Below are 20,460 nucleotides of genomic sequence, written 5' to 3'. Positions count from 1 at the left end.
AGGTCTGACTTGCAAGGCAAACGGTTGAAGCAATGAGAGACGAAGAATTTGAACTCTTTCGATGAAGTGATAGGCCTACTCGATAACGAGCAGGGAAGCGCTGCACTGGCAGGTATGCAACGAGGTATTGAGCGCGAAGCATTACGTATCGAGCCAAATGGTCATCTGGCCATGGATAAACATCCTAAGGCGCTCGGCTCGGCCCTGACCCATTCGCGGATCACCACAGACTACAGCGAATCCCTGTTAGAGTTTATTACCCCAGTCTATCAAGATATCCCCGCCTTGCTGACGGATCTCACCCAGACCCATGCCTTTACCGTAAGGCATCTGGGCCAGCAGCTCTGGCCGGTGAGCATGCCCTGTTATGTGGGCGATGTGGCCGATATTCCCATTGCCGATTATGGCAGTTCCAATACCGGCAAGCTTAAGCGTTTGTATCGCAAAGGGTTAACCTATCGCTATGGCGCCCAGATGCAGATCATCTCTGGCGTACACTTTAACTTTTCCGTGTCCGATGCCCTATGGGAGCAACTCTACCAGGCATCGGATAAACGTCTCAGCCGGGGCGATTTTATTTCCGAATCCTATTTTGGATTAATCCGTAACTATCGCCGTCTGGTATGGGTACTGCCTTATCTGTTTGGCGCCTCGCCGGCGCTGTGTGGCTCCTTCATCAAGGAGCAACAAACCGATCTCGCCCTCGAAAAACTGGGTAAGGGCACCCTCTACCTGCCGTATGCCACCTCGCTGCGCATGAGTGATTTGGGGTACACCAATAAGGAGCAGGAGCGGCTTAATATCAGTTACAACTCCCTGGCGGATTACCTCGAGGGGATCAACGCAGCCATCAAGATGCCATCGGCCAGTTTCGAGGCGATAGGCGTCAAGGTCGACGGCGAATTCCGTCAGTTGAATGCCAACGTGCTACAGATAGAAAACGAATTTTATTCGCCCATCCGCGCCAAGCGGGTCACGCTGGCCGGCGAGAAGCCTTCTCAGGCATTGGCCCGCGCCGGAGTCGAATATATCGAGGTGCGTGCACTGGACGTTAACCCATTTAGCCCCGTGGGCATTGATGCCGATCAGGTGCGCTTCCTGGATCTCTTCCTGCTGCACTGCCTGTTGACGCCATCGCCGAAGAGCGACGCACAGGACGAGGCCGCCATCGGCGATAACCTGAGCCGGGTGATCACCCGCGGCCGAGAGCCAGGGTTGACCCTTAACCGTGCCGGTGAGGAAGTGACGCTGCAGGCCTGGCTGGAGTCGCTGTTTGGTGAGCTAAACACTTTGGCCAAGCTGCTTGATGGTGAAGGACAGGCCTATCAAGACAGCCTGGCCCATTGGCTTGAGGCGGTGCGTGATCCCGCGAAGACCCTATCTGGCCGCGTGATGTCGACGCTGCTGGCCGAGGGGATAGACCACAGCCAGTGGGTGAAATCTCTGGCGAAAGATTATTACCAGGCCCTGCTTGAGTATCCACTCTCCAAAGAAGTTGAGGCGGCCTATGAGGCGGCGGCCACGCAATCCCTCGCGGCCCAGGCCCAGCTTGAGGCCGAATCAACCCAGGACTTTGAGCAGTATCTTGCCGACTACTTCGCCGAGGCGTCCGCGCCGGTAGAGCAAGTGGTGTAAACATGAAGGCTCGCGCTATTGGTGCAGGTGCTGGCCTGCTGACGCTGATGATGCTATCGGGCTGCGCCTCCGGGCCCGATAACGAGTCTTTGTGCGCGACCGTATCTGGCTATCAGATGCCCGATGAGTCCCAGGGTTTATACCGCGCCGTGGTGACCCACCTCAACGGTAAGCCTGTGATCTCAAGGCCTAATTATCGCCTCGCACCAGGGGAGTACCAATTTACCCTGGCCGAGCTTATCGATTCGCCGCGGCTCAAGGTGAAACTCGCGGCGCGCAAGACCAAGACGCTGACGCTGCACCTGGAGGCGAATCAGCGCTATCATCTCGCCGCGCAATTTAATCAAGACAAGATCTACCGCGGACTGGACAGCGACTACTGGCAGCCAGTGGTGTGGGCCCAAGAAAGTCACGAGTGTGAGTTTCTAAGCGAAAGCAATTAGTTCGCCTTTGCCAAGGTTAACAATCCCTTTGGCCGAGGTGAAAAATCCCCTTGGCCGATTGCATCTCTCTAGTAAGGATGTGACACTAGCCTTTTGATTGAGTTATTGTTTCGGGCCTTTTGATGAGAAAGATTTCCTTTGCCTTACTTGCCGCCACGCTCCTGACTCTGGGCGGCTGTGCCACCTCTCCACCGGAGGATCCTGAGAACCTCTGTGCCATCTATCAAGAGAATCGAGACTGGTATGAGGCCGCGGTCAATACCCGCGAGAAGTGGGGCGTCCCGGTACATGTCCCGTTGGCCATGATGTATCAAGAGAGCTCATTTAAACATAATGCCGCGCCGCCGATGGAGTATTTCTTAGGCTTCATTCCTATCGGCCGTGCCAGCGACGCCTATGGCTATGCTCAGGCCAAGACGCTGACCTGGGATGACTATGTGCGTGAGACGGGCAACTCCTGGTCGAGCCGCAGTGATTTCGACGATGCCATGGACTTCATGGGCTGGTTTATCTATAAGACCCATAAGATCAACGGAGTCTCCAAGTGGGATGCCCGTAATCAGTATCTCAATTACCATGAGGGCTGGGGCGGTTATAAGCGTGGCACCTACAGGCAGAAGCCTTGGCTAATCAAGGTGGCCGACAAGGTCGACAAACGCTCTAAGCGTTATGCTGCCCAGTACCACAGCTGTAAGGAAGACCTCGACTCCTCCTGGTTGTGGCGTCTCTTCTTCGGCTAACTGGTTGAGCTGACCTCGCCTGCCTTTTTGCAAGGGGCGGGCGAGGTGCTGAGTCAAGACTCGCGACCTGGCTAAATATGCCTGGTCGCGTCGTCAAATCGCCTAACAATTAGGGAAGGTGCGAATAAGTCCCGTGCTTGCTCTGCGTGTGCTTAAAGTGGATAGATGCAAGGCACAGTTTGCAGCGAATGGCCCTAGTCCTTCGCAAGAACTGTAACGCAGCAAATACCGCTGTAAGCCTCGCCCTGCGGGGCTTTGATAGCAACACCATTTCGGCGTTATTCAACTTCAGCAGGCCTCGGCATGCCCTCAGTTGAATGCCTTGAACTGTCGCTGCTATCAAAGCCAGAGCTGTGCGTGCTTGCTCTGCGTGTGCTTAAAGTGGATAGATGCAAGGCACAGTTTGCAGCGAATGGCCCTAGTCCTTCGCAAGAACTGTAACGCAGCAAATACCGCTGTAAGCCTCGCCCTGCGGGGCTTTGATAGCAACACCATTTCGGCGTTATTCAACTTCAGCAGGCCTCGGCATGCCCTCAGTTGAATGCCTTGAACTGTCGCTGCTATCAAAGCCAGAGCTGTGCGACGACTTGTTCGCACCTTCCTTAGCTCTTTATCACCTACCTCTCGCCTATTTATCGCCTATCTATTACTTATCCAGCACTCCAGAACTCACTGTTTTTATATTCGCACAATGTTAATCGGTTATTTGGGGGCTAAGTCAATGCTGCCTAAGCCTTTTTACTGCACTTAGGTTAATCCCGCCGATCACTATTATCTGCATTTAAAAATGACTATAATGCGCGCAAAACAATAGCCTTACCCTACAAAAAGGATAAAAGATGACTAAGCCATTTGTTGCCGTACTCATGGGATCGGATTCTGATCTCCCAACAATGCAAGCCACCTTAGATGTACTTAAAACTTTCGGTATTCAATACGAAGCCAAGGTAACTTCGGCGCACCGCACGCCTGCAGCGACCCATGCTTACGTTCACGATGCCGAAGAACGTGGTTGTAAGGTATTTATCTGCGCGGCGGGTCTGGCGGCTCACCTGGCAGGTGCCGTGGCCGGTATCACTACTCGTCCAGTGATCGGTGTGCCAGTAGATTGCGGTCCACTACAGGGTCACGATGCTCTGCTATCGACAGTGATGATGCCTGGCGGTGTGCCTGTGGCAACCGTGGCTATCGGCAGTGCAGGCGCGAAGAACGCGGGTTACCTAGCAGCGCAGATGCTGGCCGTTGGCGATGACGCCCTGGCGCTTGCGGTGAAAGAAGAGCGTGCTAAGTCTGCCGAAGCCGTGCAGGCAAAAGATGCCAAGCTACAAGAGAAATTAGCCAACGCATAATCTCGTTTTTATGAGAAAAAAGCCGCCAACCTTATAGGTTGACGGCTTTTTTTGTCTTGTTTAACCCTTTAGCCAATTTCTAACGTTACTAGAATTAATGATGAGTTTAACGTGACAGCAGGAGTGTGAAATGTGGCTGAATTTATCGACCCAAGTTAACGCCGTGCCGAGCACTGGTAACCTAAATCATTTGTCCTCGCTGGTGGTGGTTTTTTTGTTGGTTATGCTCTCGGGCTGTCACATGACAAATCAACAATCACGTGAAGAAAACACAGCTGAAGCACAGGTGCAACAGACTGAAATCCTTGAGATACAGGCAACTGATAATAGCAGCGAACAGCCGCTAAAAGTGCTTAAGTCATCAACACGAGAAGAGCCTGCTGCCCCGCAAATAAAGCAGGGGGAGCATACCTTAGTTAAACCAATTGATAAGCCTTGGCCGTCTCAACCGGATCCTAAACCTGTATTGGAAGAGAAGCCTAGAAAGGACAGCATATAGTTGAATTTATAAGCATACCTTAGGTTAGTCGTAGACAAACGTAGCGAGGCGATGCAGACTCAGTCATAGAAGACTGATGGTCCATTTATGGATATGCATAGGGAGCCTAGCGTGACTAAGGTATCTGAAGATGATGTTGTAAAGGATCCTGATCAAACCTTAATGATGCAATATGCCCAGGGAGATCAGGGAGCCTTTGAGCAGCTTTATCATAAACACAAGGGTGGCCTGTATCGCTATTTTAGGCGTCAACTCGGCGACGCTGCCTTGGCCGAAGACCTCTACCAAGAGACCTGGAGCCGGGTGATTAAGGCCGCCGCAGGCTATGAGCAGCGTGCCAAGTTTACCACTTGGCTCTATCGCATCGCCCACAACTTGCTAATCGATCATGTTAGGGCGCTCAAGCCGGTGGATAGCCGGAGCGATCCGGCGGGCGATGAACAGCCCTTGGAAGCCGTAATTTCCAGTGATGAGAGCGGCCCGGACGACCAGCTCGAGGATGAGCAGAAGGCCTTGATTTTAAAGGATTGCATCAGCCTTTTGCCCCATGTGCAGAAAGAAGCCTTTCTGCTGAATGTGGAGATGGGATTTACCGCGGCGGCGATTGGTGAGATCGCCGGGGTCGGCATGGAAGCCACCAAGAGTCGTATTCGTTATGCCAATCAGGCGCTTAAGGCCTGTGTGCAACAGAAATGGCAGGAGCAGTCTAATGTCAGATGAAAACGATAAAATGCTCTCGGATGCCGAGCTAAAGGCACTCTATCTCGCTAAGGCGACAGAGCAGCCATCATCCGAAGTCGATGCGCGTATCCTGGCGATGGCCCAGCAACGCCTAAATGAGCGACGCCTAAATGAGCAAGACCTATCAGAGCAAGAGAGTGAGGGGGCGGATAAGCAGAGCGGGTCTGCCAATGTTATCCAGGTCAGCTTCTGGCGCCGCTATCGCTGGCCGATGTCAACGGCCGCGTCCGTACTCTTGTTGTCTAGCCTGCTACTGATGAACCTCAATGGACCAAACCCCATAGACGAGCAGGTTCGCCCTATGCTCGCCAGTGAGCCTCAGCCGATGCGCATGGCAGCGCCGCACGAGAAGCAAGAGTCGAAAGTGCAGCAGGGACCCAGTGCCCAGGCCGATGTCGACGCGCCCGAGATGGCGAGCCCCCAGGCCGTCACTATGATGTCTCGTAAAGCGCCTGCGGATCTCAACACAGAGGTGAAGACAGACACACAGACAGACGAGCAGACAGACGAGCAGGCCAAGCTCGAGTCGCTAACCCCTCCCGAAGCCGAAGTGAAAGCTCAGGCCAAGGCGGTGATATCGGATATTCAGGCGGTGAATCATCTGCAGCAGCTGGTCGATGCCGAGCTGTGGCCTGATGCCGATATCCTCTACCAAAGATTGTTAAAGGAGCGTCCAAGGCTAGAAGATAACAGCCATCCTCAACATGCCCAGTGGCGTGAGTTGGTGAGTCAGATTAAGGTGCACCGACAGGACAACTAACGGGTTGAATTAGCAAAAGGGGCCTACGGGCCCCTTTTGTTTAGAAGGGCTTAATTCGCTGGTGGACTTGGCTTGGTTATTATCAACCAATCTTTTACGCCATCTTTTACCACCATCTTTTACTATCATCTTTTGCCATCATCTTTTGCGACTCACCCTCTGCCCTCTCTTTTGACTAGCTTCTTTTGCTACCTCCGTTTGCCACCTCCGTTTGCTACTTATTTGGGTTAAATGGATAGCGATATCCACTCCCCTAATCAGCCGACTAAAGGTCAGCGTAGGATTATGGATATTTGTACACATTTGCTAATACTTCTTTGGTCACAAATTACTGTAGATTTAAGGAAAGTTTGCTACCTTGTTGCCCCATAAGAATAAATCTGACTTAATCATGGGCGCTTTATGAAACTTTCTCACCTGTTTGCCTGCTGCGCGATCGCCTTGGGCACAGCCTCTTCCGCACCACTCTTCGCCGCTCAAGCTGAAAATGTAAAAGCCGAGAGCCAAGCCGCCGAGCAGAATGTTGGTTATTACCGCTCGCCAGCCATTCATGGCGATACCTTAGTGTTTACCGCCGAGGGCGATCTATGGGTTCAGCAGCTTGGCGATGCCCAGGCGAGAAGGCTTACCAGCCTGCCGGCGCAGGAGCTGGGCGCCGCCATCTCTAACGATGGTCAGCAGCTCGCCTTTGTCGCCAACTATGAAGGGGCCAGCGAGGTCTACGTGATGCCAGTTCAGGGGGGCGTGGCCAAGCGAGTCAGTTTCGAGAACAGCCGAGTAAGAATGCAGGGCTGGACGGCTGATGGCAAGGTGCTCTATGCCACGGATAATGCCTTCGGCCCAGCCAACTATTGGGTGCTACGCAGCGTCGATCCTAAGACGCTAACCACCCAAGATCTGCCGCTGGCGGATGCCATCGAAGGTGTGGTGGACGATGCCGGTGATTATGTCTACTTTACCCGCTTCGGTCTGCAGGCCACAGGCGATAATGCCAAGGTGTATCGCGGCGGTGCCAAAGGCGAGTTGTGGCGGTATAAGCTCGGTAGCGACCAGGAGGCTCAGCCTCTGACCGCCGAGCATGAAGGCTCGGTGCGCCAGCCCATGCTGTGGCAAGACCGCCTCTATTTCGTCAGCGACAGCAGCGGCAACGATAATATCTGGTCCATGGCGCTCGATGGCAAGGATCTACGTCAACATACGCAATTCAGTGACTGGCAGGTACGCGGTGCCCGCCTAGAGCAGGGGCGCGTGGTGTTTCAGCAGGGCGCCGACATCAAGCTCTATGATATTGCCAGCAATCAGGTGTCGACCCTGGATATTCATCTGACCTCGGATTTTGCCGAGCGCCGTGAGCACTGGGTCAATCAACCAATGAAGTATGCCACCTCGACTAGCCTGGCGCCGAGTGGCAACAAGGTGGTGATCACCGCCCGCAGCCATGTGGCGCTGGCGGGCACAGACGGCTCACGCCTGATAGAGCTGGCGTTGCCCGGCGACTACCGGGTTCGCGGCGCCGTGATGAGCCCGGATGGCAAATGGGTCTATGGTATCAGCGACGCATCGGGCGAGCAGGAGATCTGGCGTTACAGCGCAGATGGCAGCGATGAGGCCAAGCAGCTTACCCAAGATGCTAGCGCCCTGCGTATGGGTATCAGCCTGTCGCCCGATGGCCGTTACATTGCCCACGATGATTACAATGGCGATTTATGGCTCCTCGATCTCAAGAAGGGCCGCAACAGCAAGATATTGACCAATGGCCAGGGCCTGGGACCCTACGGCGATGTGGTCTGGTCGAACGACAGCCGTTTTATTGCTGTGACCAAGGATGAGCGTGGTCAGCAGAGGCCACAGATAGTGCTCTATTCTCTGGATGAGAAGCGGGCCGAGGCGCTGACCAGCGACAAGTATGAGTCATTCTCGCCGGCCTTCAGCGACGATGGTCAGTGGCTCTATTTCATCTCTAATCGCGAATTTAATGCGACTCCCACCTCACCCTGGGGCGATCGCAACATGGGGCCGGTATTCGACAAGCGCGGACAGATCTTCGCCCTGGCGCTGACGCCAAAGGCGGTCTTCCCCTTTACTAAGCCTAACGAATTAAATCAGCAGCCTGCTAAAGATACGAGCGTTGCCGATAAGCCCGCCAAGACTCAGGTTCAGTGGCAGGGGCTTGGTAAGCGTTTATGGCAGGTGCCTGTGGCATCGGGCAACTATAGTCAGTTGCAGGTAACCGCCAAGGGGTTGTATCTCTTGTCTAATTCGGTCGATGGTGCCCAGGCGCCGTCGCTTAAGTGGATCAAATTTGATTCCCTCGGGCCTAAGGTTGAGACCTTCAGTGACGATGTGGCCAGCTATGGGCTTTCAGCCGATGACAGCAAGCTCTTCCTGCGCCGTCACAGCAAAGGGGGCGCGGAGATGCTAATCGTCGATGCGGGCGAGTCGCTGCCCAAGGAGCTAAATCATGCCAAGGTGCAGACCGAACAATGGCAACTGGCTATTTCTCCTCAGCTCGAGTGGCAGCAGATGTTTGAAGATGCCTGGTTGATGCACAGAGATTCTTTCTTCGACAAGAAGATGCGCGGCCTCGACTGGCAGGCCACCAAGGCCAAGTATCAGCCACTGCTGGCCAGGCTGACGGATCGCCATGAGCTCAACGATATCTTTATGCAGATGATGGGCGAGCTCGATGCCTTGCATTCTCAGGTGCGCGGCGGCGATCTGCCACAGGATCCTAACCAGCCTAAGGGGGCGAATCTAGGTGCTCGTCTGTTACAGACCAAGCAAGGGGTCAAGATAGCCCATATCTATCAAAATGATGCCGAGTTACCCCAGCAGGCCTCGCCGCTGGCCAGGGTCGATGTCGATGCCAGGGTGGGTGATTTGATTTTGGCTATCAATGGTAAGCCGGTTGAAAACGTTGCCGACGTGGCGCGTTATCTGCGTAATCAGGCCGATAAGCAGGTGTTGCTGACCCTTAAACGCGAGGGTAAAACACTCAAGACCATAGTCTTGCCTGTGGCTAACCGCGTCGATGCCAAGCTGAGATACCTAGATTGGGTCAACAACAATAACCAGAAGGTGGCTAAGGCCGGCGAGGGTGACATAGGTTACCTACACCTGTATGCCATGGGTTCAGGCGATATCGCCAACTTTGCCCGCGAGTTCTACGCCAACATAGAGAAGAAGGGCTTGATCATCGATGTGCGCCGTAACCGTGGCGGTAACATCGACAGCTGGATCATCGAGAAACTGCTGCGCCGCGCCTGGATGTTCTGGCAGCCTACCCAAGGCACGCCAAATACCAACATGCAGCAGACCTTCCGCGGTCACCTGGTGGTGTTAACCGATCAGCTGACCTATTCAGACGGCGAAACCTTCTCTGCCGGCATCAAGGCGTTAGGCCTGGCGCCGCTCATCGGTAAACAGACCGCCGGTGCCGGTGTCTGGCTCTCGGGTCGAAACTCGCTGACCGATAAGGGGATGGCAAGGGTTGCCGAGTATCCTCAGTACGCCATGGATGGACGCTGGATAGTGGAGGGGCGAGGCATCAGCCCGGATATCGAGGTCGACAATCTGCCCCACGCCACCTTTAAGGGAGAAGATGCTCAGTTGAACAAGGCGCTTAACTATCTCAAGCAGAAGCTGGAACTCGAGCCTGTACTGCCGATTAAGGCGCAGCCGATGCCAGGCAGCGGGATGGCCCAAGACGTTAAATAAATCATTTATAACGCCTTAAGTTAACCCATACCATTTTAGGAGGTTACCGACCAAGCAGTTCCCAGGTCGGTAACCTCCATTTTTATGTGCGCTGATTTATGTGCGCTGATTTACGTACGCGGAAAATATGTATGCTGAGCATGCGTTCGCTGTGGCAAAGGCTAGAGCCTGTTGACCTTTTGAGAACAAATTTTGTTCTAATTGAGCACGTTCAAATCGCGACAGAATGAACGCAAAAGATAAACAGGTCCTAGGCCCCGAGACAACGTGAGTGCTATGGCGTGTCGCTAGCCCTGTGTGTAGTGGGGCATTGGTATGTTGAGGTAAGGGCATCTTGAGCCGCCAGCGTTAACCTGTGATGATCTCGATTGCTATCTCTTTGGCTAGGGAATTAGCAATAAAGCAGTGTTTGTGGGCCAAGGCATGCAGCTTAGTTAACTGCTCATCGTTTAAAGGCGGCACCGATTCAACCTTGGGGTTTAAGGTGATGCGGGTGATCGCCGTTCTCCCCTGAGCGTTGGTGCCCAGTTCGGCGCTCGCCTGGTCATGGTAGCTCATCAGGGTGAGTCGCTTCTTTTGCACTATGGTGAGAAAGCTCAGCATGTGGCAGGCCGCCAGCGCGCTGAGCAGACTCTCTTCTGGATTGACTCGCGTGTCATTACCGCGATATTCGGCGGCGGCCGAACCCTGCAAATACTGACCACTACCAAAGCTAAGCTCATGATCTGTCGATGTGAGGTTGGCTGCACTATCCTGTGCTGGCCATGAGATGTTTACCGAAAAAGACACGCGTGAGACTCGTTAGTGTGAGGTGGCATTAATATACCAGAGTCACGCTGACTTAGCAGACGCTTAGGCCTGATACCAACTCATCGCCTGTTCATTGCTTTTGGCATAGGTCTGCATGGCAGAAACCTGCTGCTGTTGCATACTAGCGTTGACGACAGCACTGCGCGCGTCGTCATGCCGGGATAGATAATAGATGCTGACCGGTGACAAACCATTATGATTGCCCGTGACGATAGAGGCCATGTCGCTGCGTACCTGGTATTCGAGCTGGGCCTTCTTATAGTCTTTTAGTTTGTCCAGCGCATCGTCAGGTACTGGGCGATTTAGTTGCTGAGTCGCAGTTGCTTGAGCAGAGGCCTTATCATGTTCACTTAGCAGTCTTGCCTGGGCCGAGATGCTCACTGTGTCCTGTACGCCATCGACCTTAGTCTCTGCAGTCTGTGAGCCTTGATGTGGCATCATCTTGCCAGCTGGTGGCATGATGGCCGCATTGTCATCTTGCCTTTTCACTTGTTGATAGGCCGGTTGATTCACTGGTTGATTGAGCTGTTGGTAGGCCATCGCCGGAGAAACCTGCATCTTAATTCGCCTTAGTCACCTGTAGTCTGATTCGGCGTATCCTAATGCACTGAGGCTGTACCTTAGCTGAATTAATGACCAGTTAGGCGATAAGGCCGCTGCCTCCTAACACTAAGCTAAAGACACTGGTTAGGGTTAACACCAAAGGCAGGCGCTTGGCCTGGTAACTCAGCAGCAAGATGGTGGACAGTGCCGTAATGGTCATCACGCCAAAGAAGACGATGCTGCCGTAGCCCAGATGATAATCGTGGATGCATTGGCCATAGCTGCCGAGTAATAGTAACCAGGCAAATCCTGTTAGCCAGCGTTGCTCGGTCCTCGTCGGGGCTCGACCAAAGCAGTCTTTATAATGGCCGAACATCGACAGCGCCATCAAACCAAAGGCGGTGAGGCCAAGACAAAGGGCTAATATCATTGGCGAGCCTCCTCTAAGCTTAGGTCTTTCGATTCTTTCTTATTAACCGCTGCTCTGGGAGCAAGAGTGTTAGCTGTGCTAGGCGCGGCTGATTTACTTTTTAGCCTGCTACCGGCGCCTTGGCGCGAAGGGATCAGCTTAGTGCGTGACACCTGCCTGGCGGCAAACCCCAATGCTAAGGCAAACAGCAGGCTGACCATATCGAAACCCACCAGGGTCCATTGGTTATCGGCCATGTTGCTAAGCAGACTCTGCCTAGAGGTGACGGCGCCTAGTAGCGGCAGCGCCGCAAAGGCCAGGGCACCCAGTGCTAACCATTGACGCCAACGTCGCCAAGATTGCGTGCAGCGCAGCCCATCCCACAGCGCAACGATGGCGATGACGGCCAGGGTGATAAAGAAGATATCCACCTCTCGTTGGGCTCGGTCAACCATATCGACTGGTAACAGGCGGTTGGCATAGAAAAAGCCTGCCGTGGCGAGAGGAAGGCCACAGATGAAGCTGATGTTGAGCCCATCGACCAGCCTGAGGCCAATGCTTGGCTTGGCGCCTGTTTTAATGGCTTTTTGTTGTTTCTGGGCGATTTTCACTGCCCACAGCAGGGTGCCTGTGGCCACCATGGCGCAACCTAGCAGACCACAGAGGAAGAACAATCCCCTCAAGACCCAGCCGGCAAAGCGCGCGGTATGCAGTGCCATCAGGGTGTCGTAGGTCTTGTATGTGGCGCTCTCAGGGTTGTCTAAGGATTTAAGCTCACCCGTTACCCCATCGAAGACAAGCAGGTTGCGTCTATCTGTCACCGTCTGTTCGCTGTTAAGGGTAAAGCTGATGCGGCTGTTGTCACGCCCTGGGCCTGTGATGCTCACCTGCTTCAGGGGCACCGCGCCCCATTGGCGCTCGACTTGACTAACGAGTCTGGCCGCATCGAAGAGGGGCGCCTGGGTATCGCTAGGCTTTTCCTGTATTCGCGCGGGGTTGAGATCGGCCCTGAAGGCGCGCACGTCACCATCGTATTGCTGCAGAGCGCCCCATGGCATGAACATGAACATCAGGGTGATGAGACCCGTGTAGGTGATGATCAGATGATAGGGCAGTGCCATCACGGCGCTGACATTGTGAGCGTCGAGCCAGGAGCGACTGCCCTTGGCAGGCCTGAAGCTGAAGAAGTCTTTAAAGATCCGCTTGTGGATCACCACGCCGCTGATCAAGGCGATCAGCATCGCCATGGTGGCGAGCCCCACTATCCAGCGCGCGGCCACCACAGGCAGGTAATGGAGATCGAAATGCAGGCGATAGAAGAAGTTGCCACCGCGGGAGTCGCGAATGTCTGAGATCATCTGCTGACCATCCTGGCTCACCACATGCTCGTGGAATTTGCCGCGGCGTTCGCCTGCTTTCGGCGCATCCGCCCAGCCGAAGCTCAGATAGGGCTTACGCTCGCTCGGGAAAGAGATGGTCCAGCTGGCGGCATCGGGCGCCTTGTCGGCCAGATATGCCTGGCCCTTGGTGATTTGCTGCTCAACTTGCCTTTGGTCATAGTCTTGAAACACGGCCTGGTGCAGTTCAGGTTTACTCCACAGGCTGATCTCATGGCGAAAATAACTCAGGCTGCCGGCAAAGAAGATGAGTAGCAGTAGCCAGCAGACGGCGAGACCGGCCCAGGTGTGCAGCCAGGTCATGGAGCGAAAAAAAGTCTCTTTCATGGGATTAACCTAAAACGAGTGTGAGGCCGTAAAGCAGGCTGCAGAGTGCCACGGGTTCCAGCACCACGCGTAGGTGGGACCTTAGGCTAAAGAGTCGAATGATCATTATGGCAAAGAGGCTAAAGGAAACCATGGTGCCCACAAGCACGGCGTCGAGACGGCTTAGGGGCAGAGACTGTGCCAGCAGAACTGTGGTGAGCGCCGCCACGCCATAGCCACCAAACAGGGAGGCGAGCAGGCGTACGATGACCGAAGCCCTGGGAGACATGTCTCGCTTGGTTGGCGTTAGACGCTGAGAAATGCTTGTATTCACTATGAATAAATTGATGACCTATATTCAGGTCATTCTACACTTGTTGAGATAGGTTCTCATTCGTATTTACATGTAAAGCTCATCTCTTAGCCTAGCGAGGATGCTAGGGCCTGTTTATCTTTCGCGTTCATTTTTGCAGGGTTCGTCTTGAGCACGTTCAACGCTTTGTTACTCGGCTTTTATATAGAATAACTATACAGCAAGCCTCATGCGGCGATTTGAACGTGCTCACTTAGAACAAAATTTGTTCTCAAAAGGTCAACAGGCCCTAAGGTGACGCCATAAAGTCAGATTGATTAAATTTTGTTTATTTTGTGGGATTTATGGCCGAAACCGCTCGTTTGCACCCGATATCCTGTTTTTGCCGCTTGATTTTAACCTGTATGGGGAGTAGATCTTAGTAGACAGTGAATGGAGATTTACTTGGATATCGCCCATGCTTACATAGGCGTCAATTGAAAAAAAAGTGCTTCAGTCCCTTGTTTTTTCTTTTAATCATCCCAAGTTCATTATTGAAGTCATCCTAAAAAGGAAAACCTATGAAAATAAATCTTTCTGGTCATCACGTAGATATCACCGATTCAATTAAAGAGCATGTGAATCAAAAGTTTTCCAAGATCGCGACCCATTTCCCAACGCTCATTTCACTCGATGTCATCATTGCTAAAGAGCACGGAGAGTTTCAGGTCGAACTCAGTACCAATTATGAAGGTAGCCGGATATCCGCCTCTGGGAGTGACGATGTTATGTATCCAGCTATCGCAAATGCCGCCAAAAAACTGGATGCGGCGTTAAAGCACAGAAAAGGGCAGTTGAAGGCAGATCTGCATCAAAAGCCGGTAAGTACCACACCTGAGATAGCCCATGAGATCATCCAGGAGATGAAGTTGGTCTAATCAGCCTGCCAGGTAAGTGATATAGAGAAGCCACCCTAAGGGTGGTTTTTTTATGTTCGGATTTAGGGCAAACAGGCCTGAAAGGCTAATGTGGTTAAGGCCAGGCTGTTAAGGCAACTCTACCTCTTGCGCCGGGCATTCAAGCGTCGTGACCTGCTGTTTGTCACTTAGGTCTTGATAGAGTCTCATGGGCTTCAGCGCCGCTTTGTATCGACCAGGCGGGATCTCAAACGCCAGGGTAAGTTCCAGTGAGGCGGTTAGGGATTTACCCGCAGGCAGAAGCAGGTAGTCGTCATCAAGTGGCTCACCGCGCTTGGCCAGTGCGCCTTGGTAATCGAGTGTCTGTTGATTACCAAGGTCGGTCAGGGTCAGAAACTCACTAAACCAGGCATCGAAGGGCGTATGCCAGCTAAGCAGATACCAGCTGGTCTCAGTGGGGGCCTGTATCTCGAAGGTGAGGGTATTGTCTTGCTCCGCCTTTATTAGGCGACAGGTGGGCAGTGCTTGATGTGCGAGGCTGTTCATACTGATAGTCCAGAGTAGCAAGAGGCTAAGAGACAGAGACCTTAAAGGCGTAAACATAGGCGTTAACCTTTGGCATAGACCAAACAAAAAAAGGGCGGATAATTCCGCCCTCTAACTGACAAGAAAGATAATAAGAAGATTAGTTTAAGTTAGGCGTGTTTTCAGCAAAATATTCATGGCTGTCAGCATTTTGAATCGCCTGTGAAGGATCGCTGATCGCCAAAGATTTTGCACCACTCTGACCGTAAACGATGTCATCGGTACCAGCAACTACGTTGAAGTGGCTGGTTTCGTGGATGATGGTGCCGCCCTTAGAGTCTGTGCCCGATGTCGGGGCTGACCAGAAGGCATTACACATGTAGATCTTGTATGGCTGAGTTGGGTAAACATAAGCGTAGTATTGCTTCTTACAGCTACAGTCAAAGGTCAATGGCTCGTTGTTAAGCGCACTGTCGATCTTGCTGAAGTTGTTGCTTACCGTGTTCCAGCGAGAAGAGCTGTAGGCACCAAACCAGGTGCTGTAACGCTGAGAGTTGCTGCTGGCCGTGGCCAGATGCTGGTTAGCGTCGGCAGACATAGTCTTAGCCGCAGCCAGGCCGGCAAGGATATCGCTCTGCTGCGAGTTGCTGCAGCGACCGGTGAAAGAGATACCGTCTGGTGTAGTACCGCCACCATCGCCAGTGCCTGGCTTACCCTTGTTAGCGCCGCCCTTAAATTCGCGACCCTCTAGGTAGAAGCTGGCTGGCGCCGAATGTATGCCTTCTACGCCCAGGCGAGCCAGCTTCTTGGCTTGGCCAGGATTTGGCGCAAACAGTTGCATAGAGCTGACATCGTAGCTGATCTCATAGTTGGCTGTAGACGACATGTCGTATAGCGACGAAAGCTCAACCTGGTAAGAGATGCTCTCGCCAGATTTTAGCTTGATGTAGTCCTTGTGGCTTGGTGCTGGACGCTTGTAGTGAGCGCCAAGGTAAGGGCGCTCCTGACCGTCAGCGGTAACTTTAAATAGCGACTCTTCAACACCGTCTGCCGCGGTAAACCACTTGAGTAGTTTCACCGGAACGTTTGCTTCGTTGGTCAGGGTTAGGGTGACCATCACGTCCTGGTCGCTGCTAAAGCTGTCTTGGCTCATCTGCAGCTTAGCGGCGATCCCCTCGGCGAGGGCCGATTGACTCAGTAAGGTGGTAGCAATGGCGAGTGTTGATAATTTGAATAGCTTGCTCATCAATTTGTCCTTTTGATTGAGGTTGTTCTTATTGTGTTTACAAATGTTACTCAAATGTTGCGAAATCGAGTTTATGTCGAACCGCTAATGAAAAGCAAGACTAAGTTGGCGATTTGTTTCGTTATGATCTTAATATCTAGGGAAGGTGCGAATAAGTCCCGTGCTTGCTCTGCGTGTGCTTAAAGTGGATAGATGCAAGGCACAGTTTGCAGCGAATGGCCCTAGTCCTTCGCAAGAACTGTAACGCAGCAAATACCGCTGTAAGCCTCGTCCTGCGGGGCTTTGATAGCAACACCATTTCGGCGTTATTCAACTTCAGCAGGCCTCGGCATGCCCTCAGTTGAATGCCTTGAACTGTCGCTGCTATCAAAGCCAGAGCTGTGCGACGACTTGTTCGCACCTTCCCTAGTGTAAAACTCTTTTTTAGCACCCAGCAGGAAGGCGCAATTTTGGGGGCGTGGCAGGGCATGCGGGCTCGATTCCTCATCGAAACGAGCCCGGTGAGGTTAACGTGTTAACCATTGGGTGATGGCTTGATTAAAGGCCTCCGGCGCTTCTGTCATGACCCAGTGACGGGTATCGAAGGCGATGACCCGATTACCTTCTCTTGCGGCCATCTCTTGTTCCCACGCAGAGGAGTGGAACATACCCGGTTTATTCTTTCCGTATATAAACAGCAAGGGACAATCGATTTTTAGCGGCAGATGACCCAGAGGCTTGCCCGTCAGCGTTCGACTCCATTTCCAGTAGTAGGAATAGGTCATAGATGAACCGATCAAGGCAGGCTCTCCCGGTGCATGAAGCCATTTAGCCATCTTGCGGGTCATCGCATCGCCAATGCTGCCGCCAATTTTCCAGGCCGTGGCTAACCAGATCTGGTAGGCAAACATAAAGGCTTTGACGCTTGCGGTTAACTGATGCTCCTTTGAGCCGGCGTCACCAATGTCGACACCTATGATCTTCTCGACTTTATCCTGATGGCGCAGATAAAACTGGTAACCGAAGAAGCAGCCCCAATCGTGGAGCATTAAGATCACCTTTTGGTTAGGGCTAACGGCATCGATGACAGCGTCAATTAATGTGACGATCTGCTCTAAGGTATAGAGCGTGCGCGATTGTTTGTCCTCGTAGCCGGGCAGGCTAAATCGAACACAACGATAATCTGACTTAAGGACATCGACCTGTGGTTGCCAGAGCCGATAGGTATCGGGCCAGCCGTGAAGCATCAGTATGGTCTGTTCGCCTTGACCTTCTATATGGACCTGAGTTCCATTTACATCTACTAATTCAACCATGTTAACTTCCACTCTTGGTGAAAACGGTTTAGAGTAATTGCTCTACTTTAAGGTAAGGCGAAAAAGAGAGCATGTCCAGAAGATGTTAATGCATCAGATCATGTTTTCAACGTAAACCTGTGGGATGAAAAACGGCGGCCGATGCGAGCATGGCCTGAGCATTGTGTGAATCATCATAGCGTGATCAATCGCAGAATGATTGTAGATAGCATGATTAAGCCCAATGTTAAGCGGCGAGATCATGAGACTAGTAAGACAAAGAGGCTAGCAAGGCAGTGGGGCTAGCAATACCAAGAGCTGGTGGACGGGAGCTTTCACCTTCTATTAAAAGTTATCGTCATTAGGGGGGCAATAGCAGCGGGGCATAGTTAAACTTTAACGCCCGTCGAGTGATCCCTGGGGCGGCTATTGCCGTAGGCCTATTTATGAATCGATTACATCCCAAGAAACTGCTCCAGAGTAAATGGACAAAAGTAACGCCGCAGGCGCGTGAGAAACACTTCATGGTGACCGAGGTGGATTATGACGAGCATCTAAATATCCAAGGCTGCGTCATCGAGGCCACTGCATAGTGGCAGGCAATACGCTATTGACAGGCGTTCACTGAAAGACAGTGATATCTGGCTTGTGGGTTGGCGCTAATCGGCTTTACCAATAATCGCCATCGAGTCTTTTTATTTAAATTGTGTGCAATTTATTTGCGCGACACTCTCTTGTTTGCTATAAATATCCCTAGTTAAGTTGTGCGCAATTTATTTTAGCAAAATCGAGCGAGGAAAATGAGATGAAGACATTATATCAAACCAGTGCTACTGCCAGTGCCGGCCGTAACGGCCGAGTCGCCACCGACGATGGTAAACTGTCGCTAGACCTAAGCTATCCTAAGGAGATGGGTGGAACCGGTGAGGCTACCAACCCAGAGCAGCTGTTTGCCGCGGGTTATAGCGCCTGTTTTTCTAACGCCATATTGCATGTTGCCAGAGAGGCTAAGGTGAAGCTGACTCAGGCGCCGGTTACGGCCGAAGTTGGCATAGGCGCCCGTGCCGAAGGCGGGTTTGGACTGAGCGTTAAGCTCAACGTTGAACTGTCGCTACCTCAGGAGCAGGCGGTTGAATTGGTCAAGATGGCCCATCAGGTCTGCCCATACTCTAATGCCGTGCGTAACAACATTGACGTAGGGCTAATGGTTAATGGTGAGTCTTTGTAAGTGCAATTTATGAAGAGTCATTCGATGGATGAACGATTTGCTGCGGCGGGGATCTTAGTTGGACGTATCATGCTAGCGCTCTATTTTCTCGTCCCTGGGATCATGAAGTTTGTCAGTTGGGATATGCATGTTGCCTTAATGGAGCGACATCAAATGGTGCTAATTCCCTTGCTGCTTGCCAGTGCCGGCGTTAGCCAGATTGTGGCGGGCATCTGTTTAATGTTAAACCGTTATACGTCGGTGGTTGCTTCGCTGTTAGCTATGATGGTGTTACTGATTAACGTTACACTGCATGATTTTTGGCATTTCGAAGGGCTTGAAGCGGCACATGAGATGCAAAATTTCATTAAGAATCTGGGGATATTCGCGGGTTTACTGGTGTTGGCTGGCCACAGTCACCTGAAGCACCTTGGTAACAAGGGGTTGCGCTAGGCCTAGTCTAGAATAATCCGTAAGCCTGGTTTGTCGGCCATTGCCTATGGGGGGCTGTTTTTGTGGCATCCCCTAATGCCTAATGCCTAATGTCTAACGCCTAAGGTTTGTATAAATGCCTGCAAAAAGGCGCATCAATAAGTCTTTAAGAGCAATAAGGTTTTAAGATCAACAGGCTCTAGGTATTCACCAAGACACAATAAAACGCCCCATTCTATGGGGCTTTTTTATAACTTATGTTTGGCGAGCTCGGTAAGCAGCATTTCACGGCCCTCGCTTTCAACGTGGGTCAAGAAGGCCTGGGCGATCGCCGAGGGACGTTTTGATTTCAGCCAGAGAAAATACCAGTTAGAGTTGATCGGCAATTCCTTCACATTGAGTTGCGCCAGTCCGGTATTGCCGCCAAAGGCCAGGGTATGGGCCGAGAGTATACTGACGCCCAGCCCCGACATGACCGAGTGCTTGATCGCCTCGTTGCTTTCAATGGTCATCTTCACGTTTAGCTTCACCCCCTGTTTGGCCATGAAACGCTCGATCGCCAAGCGGGTGCCCGAGCCATTTTCACGCATCAAGAAGGGCGCCTCGCAGAGCTCTGCCAGTGAGACGCCTTCCTGACTGACGAAGGGATGATTCTCGGGGGCTATGGCCACCAGAGGATTGTTGAAGAACTCTATGCTCTCTGTGTTGATATCCCCCGGTGGATGACTGAACACATAAAAGTCATCAATCCCCTGCTTGAGGCGCTCGATGATCTGCTGGCGGTTGCCGACATTGAGCTGCACCGCGACATTGGGGTAGCGTTCGCAGAAGGGGCCGAGCAGATGGGGAATAAAGTATTTTGAGGTGGTCACCACCGCCAGGCGCAGGGTACCCGACTTCAGTTCCCCCATGTCCGACAAGGACATCTCCAGGCGGGCAAAGCTGTCGAGGATCTCCGTGGCCGACTTGACCACCTCCAGCCCTGCCTCGGTAAACACCACCTTACGCCCCACTATGTTATAGAGCGGGAAACCTATCACATCGGCGAGCTTCTTGAGCTGCATCGAGATGGTGGGCTGAGTGAGGTGCAAGGTCTCGGCGGCGCCGCTGACGCTGCCGCTATCATAGACGGCCAGCAAGATCTCCATCTGCCTGAGGGTACCGAGATGTGCCTGTAGTCTGAGAGACATAGTCGCTCCGTGTATAGATTTTTATCTT

General features: G+C 52.6%; 21 protein-coding genes. 12 read left to right on the top strand and 9 right to left on the bottom strand.

Annotation, left to right across the window (positions count from 1 at the left end; translation table 11 throughout):
- Positions 1-48: 48 nt before the first annotated feature.
- The 8 genes from gshA to L1D47_RS08385 all read left to right on the top strand — a co-directional run bounded on the left by gshA (position 49) and on the right by L1D47_RS08385 (position 9,884).
- The gene (gene gshA, locus L1D47_RS08420; RefSeq protein ID WP_239884001.1) at positions 49-1,635 is read left to right on the top strand and encodes a glutamate--cysteine ligase; all 1,587 of its coding nucleotides are present in this window, start codon (positions 49-51) and stop codon (positions 1,633-1,635) included.
- Between the two features lie 2 nt (positions 1,636-1,637).
- Positions 1,638-2,078, top strand: coding sequence for a hypothetical protein (locus tag L1D47_RS08415; RefSeq protein ID WP_239884000.1), 441 nt, complete (start codon positions 1,638-1,640; stop codon positions 2,076-2,078).
- Between the two features lie 122 nt (positions 2,079-2,200).
- Entirely contained in the window at positions 2,201-2,818 is a 618-nt protein-coding gene (locus tag L1D47_RS08410) for a lipoprotein (protein ID WP_041510499.1), read from the top strand.
- An 839-nt stretch (positions 2,819-3,657) separates the two neighbouring features.
- Positions 3,658-4,167, top strand: coding sequence for a 5-(carboxyamino)imidazole ribonucleotide mutase (purE, locus tag L1D47_RS08405; protein ID WP_041510500.1), 510 nt, complete (start codon positions 3,658-3,660; stop codon positions 4,165-4,167).
- A 130-nt stretch (positions 4,168-4,297) separates the two neighbouring features.
- On the top strand, positions 4,298-4,666 hold the full coding sequence (locus L1D47_RS08400; protein ID WP_239883999.1) for a hypothetical protein: 369 nt from the start codon (positions 4,298-4,300) through the stop codon (positions 4,664-4,666).
- A 162-nt stretch (positions 4,667-4,828) separates the two neighbouring features.
- Positions 4,829-5,386 (top strand): sigma-70 family RNA polymerase sigma factor, encoded by a 558-nt coding sequence (locus L1D47_RS08395; RefSeq protein WP_239884061.1) that lies wholly within the window; start codon positions 4,829-4,831, stop codon positions 5,384-5,386.
- On the top strand, positions 5,376-6,167 hold the full coding sequence (locus tag L1D47_RS08390; protein WP_239883998.1) for a hypothetical protein: 792 nt from the start codon (positions 5,376-5,378) through the stop codon (positions 6,165-6,167). Before L1D47_RS08395 ends, L1D47_RS08390 begins: the two co-directional genes overlap by 11 nt.
- Before the next feature lie 402 nt (positions 6,168-6,569).
- A complete protein-coding gene (locus tag L1D47_RS08385) occupies positions 6,570-9,884 on the top strand; it encodes a S41 family peptidase (RefSeq protein ID WP_239883997.1) in 3,315 nt (1,104 codons plus the stop codon).
- Between the two features lie 348 nt (positions 9,885-10,232).
- On the opposite strand, the gene L1D47_RS08380 is transcribed toward L1D47_RS08385, so the two are convergent.
- The 5 genes from L1D47_RS08380 to L1D47_RS08360 all read right to left on the bottom strand — a co-directional run bounded on the left by L1D47_RS08380 (position 10,233) and on the right by L1D47_RS08360 (position 13,683).
- Entirely contained in the window at positions 10,233-10,673 is a 441-nt protein-coding gene (locus tag L1D47_RS08380; protein WP_239883996.1) for an OsmC family protein, read from the bottom strand.
- Between the two features lie 63 nt (positions 10,674-10,736).
- A complete protein-coding gene (locus L1D47_RS08375; protein WP_239883995.1) occupies positions 10,737-11,252 on the bottom strand; it encodes a hypothetical protein in 516 nt (171 codons plus the stop codon).
- 82 nt (positions 11,253-11,334) lie between these two features.
- Positions 11,335-11,667, bottom strand: coding sequence for a DUF3325 domain-containing protein (locus tag L1D47_RS08370; RefSeq protein ID WP_239883993.1), 333 nt, complete (start codon positions 11,665-11,667; stop codon positions 11,335-11,337).
- Positions 11,664-13,370 (bottom strand): PepSY-associated TM helix domain-containing protein, encoded by a 1,707-nt coding sequence (locus L1D47_RS08365; RefSeq protein ID WP_239883991.1) that lies wholly within the window; start codon positions 13,368-13,370, stop codon positions 11,664-11,666. The genes L1D47_RS08370 and L1D47_RS08365 overlap by 4 nt, the downstream gene beginning before the upstream one ends.
- 4 nt (positions 13,371-13,374) lie before the next feature.
- Positions 13,375-13,683: a hypothetical protein gene (locus L1D47_RS08360; protein WP_239883990.1), complete on the bottom strand. Its 309-nt coding sequence runs from the start codon at positions 13,681-13,683 to the stop codon at positions 13,375-13,377.
- 539 nt (positions 13,684-14,222) lie between these two features.
- Between L1D47_RS08360 and raiA the strand changes: the two genes are divergently transcribed.
- Positions 14,223-14,579 (top strand): ribosome-associated translation inhibitor RaiA, encoded by a 357-nt coding sequence (gene raiA / locus L1D47_RS08355; protein WP_041510507.1) that lies wholly within the window; start codon positions 14,223-14,225, stop codon positions 14,577-14,579.
- A 108-nt stretch (positions 14,580-14,687) separates the two neighbouring features.
- On the opposite strand, the gene L1D47_RS08350 is transcribed toward raiA, so the two are convergent.
- The 3 genes from L1D47_RS08350 to L1D47_RS08340 form a co-directional block, all read right to left on the bottom strand.
- Positions 14,688-15,104: a hypothetical protein gene (locus L1D47_RS08350; RefSeq protein ID WP_239883988.1), complete on the bottom strand. Its 417-nt coding sequence runs from the start codon at positions 15,102-15,104 to the stop codon at positions 14,688-14,690.
- Positions 15,105-15,243: 139 nt separating this feature from the next.
- Positions 15,244-16,329, bottom strand: coding sequence for a M35 family metallo-endopeptidase (locus L1D47_RS08345; protein WP_144203379.1), 1,086 nt, complete (start codon positions 16,327-16,329; stop codon positions 15,244-15,246).
- Positions 16,330-16,835: 506 nt separating this feature from the next.
- Positions 16,836-17,624: an alpha/beta hydrolase gene (locus tag L1D47_RS08340; protein WP_239883986.1), complete on the bottom strand. Its 789-nt coding sequence runs from the start codon at positions 17,622-17,624 to the stop codon at positions 16,836-16,838.
- Positions 17,625-18,049: 425 nt separating this feature from the next.
- Between L1D47_RS08340 and L1D47_RS08335 the strand changes: the two genes are divergently transcribed.
- From L1D47_RS08335 to L1D47_RS08325, 3 genes are all read left to right on the top strand, one after another.
- Positions 18,050-18,196, top strand: a complete 147-nt coding sequence (locus L1D47_RS08335; protein WP_345778761.1) for a TIGR02450 family Trp-rich protein — start codon at positions 18,050-18,052, stop codon at positions 18,194-18,196.
- 212 nt (positions 18,197-18,408) lie between these two features.
- Positions 18,409-18,831 (top strand): organic hydroperoxide resistance protein, encoded by a 423-nt coding sequence (locus tag L1D47_RS08330; RefSeq protein WP_041510511.1) that lies wholly within the window; start codon positions 18,409-18,411, stop codon positions 18,829-18,831.
- 24 nt (positions 18,832-18,855) lie between these two features.
- A complete protein-coding gene (locus tag L1D47_RS08325) occupies positions 18,856-19,263 on the top strand; it encodes a DoxX family protein (RefSeq protein WP_239883985.1) in 408 nt (135 codons plus the stop codon).
- Between the two features lie 227 nt (positions 19,264-19,490).
- On the opposite strand, the gene L1D47_RS08320 is transcribed toward L1D47_RS08325, so the two are convergent.
- Positions 19,491-20,432, bottom strand: coding sequence for a LysR family transcriptional regulator (locus tag L1D47_RS08320; protein ID WP_041510513.1), 942 nt, complete (start codon positions 20,430-20,432; stop codon positions 19,491-19,493).
- Positions 20,433-20,460: the final 28 nt, after the last annotated feature.

Origin of the sequence: Shewanella sp. Isolate7, from assembly GCF_022398425.1 — a bacterium.
In the GTDB taxonomy this organism is placed as follows: domain Bacteria; phylum Pseudomonadota; class Gammaproteobacteria; order Enterobacterales; family Shewanellaceae; genus Shewanella.
The sequence above is the reverse complement of the archived record's forward strand: the minus strand, read 5'-3'. Positions and strand labels throughout refer to the sequence as shown.

Bases quoted from the DNA above. Each gene is read 5' to 3' on its own strand.
- L1D47_RS08400 (WP_239883999.1), top strand. From the start codon at position 4,298: ATGTGGCTGAATTTATCGACCCAAGTTAACGCCGTGCCGAGCACTGGT.
- L1D47_RS08375 (WP_239883995.1), bottom strand. From the start codon at position 11,252: ATGCAGGTTTCTCCGGCGATGGCCTACCAACAGCTCAATCAACCAGTG.
- L1D47_RS08340 (WP_239883986.1), bottom strand. From the start codon at position 17,624: ATGGTTGAATTAGTAGATGTAAATGGAACTCAGGTCCATATAGAAGGT.
- L1D47_RS08345 (WP_144203379.1), bottom strand. From the start codon at position 16,329: ATGAGCAAGCTATTCAAATTATCAACACTCGCCATTGCTACCACCTTA.
- purE (WP_041510500.1), top strand. From the start codon at position 3,658: ATGACTAAGCCATTTGTTGCCGTACTCATGGGATCGGATTCTGATCTC.
- L1D47_RS08325 (WP_239883985.1), top strand. From the start codon at position 18,856: ATGGATGAACGATTTGCTGCGGCGGGGATCTTAGTTGGACGTATCATG.
- L1D47_RS08410 (WP_041510499.1), top strand. From the start codon at position 2,201: ATGAGAAAGATTTCCTTTGCCTTACTTGCCGCCACGCTCCTGACTCTG.
- L1D47_RS08330 (WP_041510511.1), top strand. From the start codon at position 18,409: ATGAAGACATTATATCAAACCAGTGCTACTGCCAGTGCCGGCCGTAAC.
- L1D47_RS08390 (WP_239883998.1), top strand. From the start codon at position 5,376: ATGTCAGATGAAAACGATAAAATGCTCTCGGATGCCGAGCTAAAGGCA.
- L1D47_RS08365 (WP_239883991.1), bottom strand. From the start codon at position 13,370: ATGAAAGAGACTTTTTTTCGCTCCATGACCTGGCTGCACACCTGGGCC.
- L1D47_RS08395 (WP_239884061.1), top strand. From the start codon at position 4,829: ATGATGCAATATGCCCAGGGAGATCAGGGAGCCTTTGAGCAGCTTTAT.
- L1D47_RS08335 (WP_345778761.1), top strand. From the start codon at position 18,050: ATGAATCGATTACATCCCAAGAAACTGCTCCAGAGTAAATGGACAAAA.
- L1D47_RS08415 (WP_239884000.1), top strand. From the start codon at position 1,638: ATGAAGGCTCGCGCTATTGGTGCAGGTGCTGGCCTGCTGACGCTGATG.
- L1D47_RS08320 (WP_041510513.1), bottom strand. From the start codon at position 20,432: ATGTCTCTCAGACTACAGGCACATCTCGGTACCCTCAGGCAGATGGAG.
- raiA (WP_041510507.1), top strand. From the start codon at position 14,223: ATGAAAATAAATCTTTCTGGTCATCACGTAGATATCACCGATTCAATT.
- L1D47_RS08350 (WP_239883988.1), bottom strand. From the start codon at position 15,104: ATGAACAGCCTCGCACATCAAGCACTGCCCACCTGTCGCCTAATAAAG.
- L1D47_RS08385 (WP_239883997.1), top strand. From the start codon at position 6,570: ATGAAACTTTCTCACCTGTTTGCCTGCTGCGCGATCGCCTTGGGCACA.
- L1D47_RS08370 (WP_239883993.1), bottom strand. From the start codon at position 11,667: ATGATATTAGCCCTTTGTCTTGGCCTCACCGCCTTTGGTTTGATGGCG.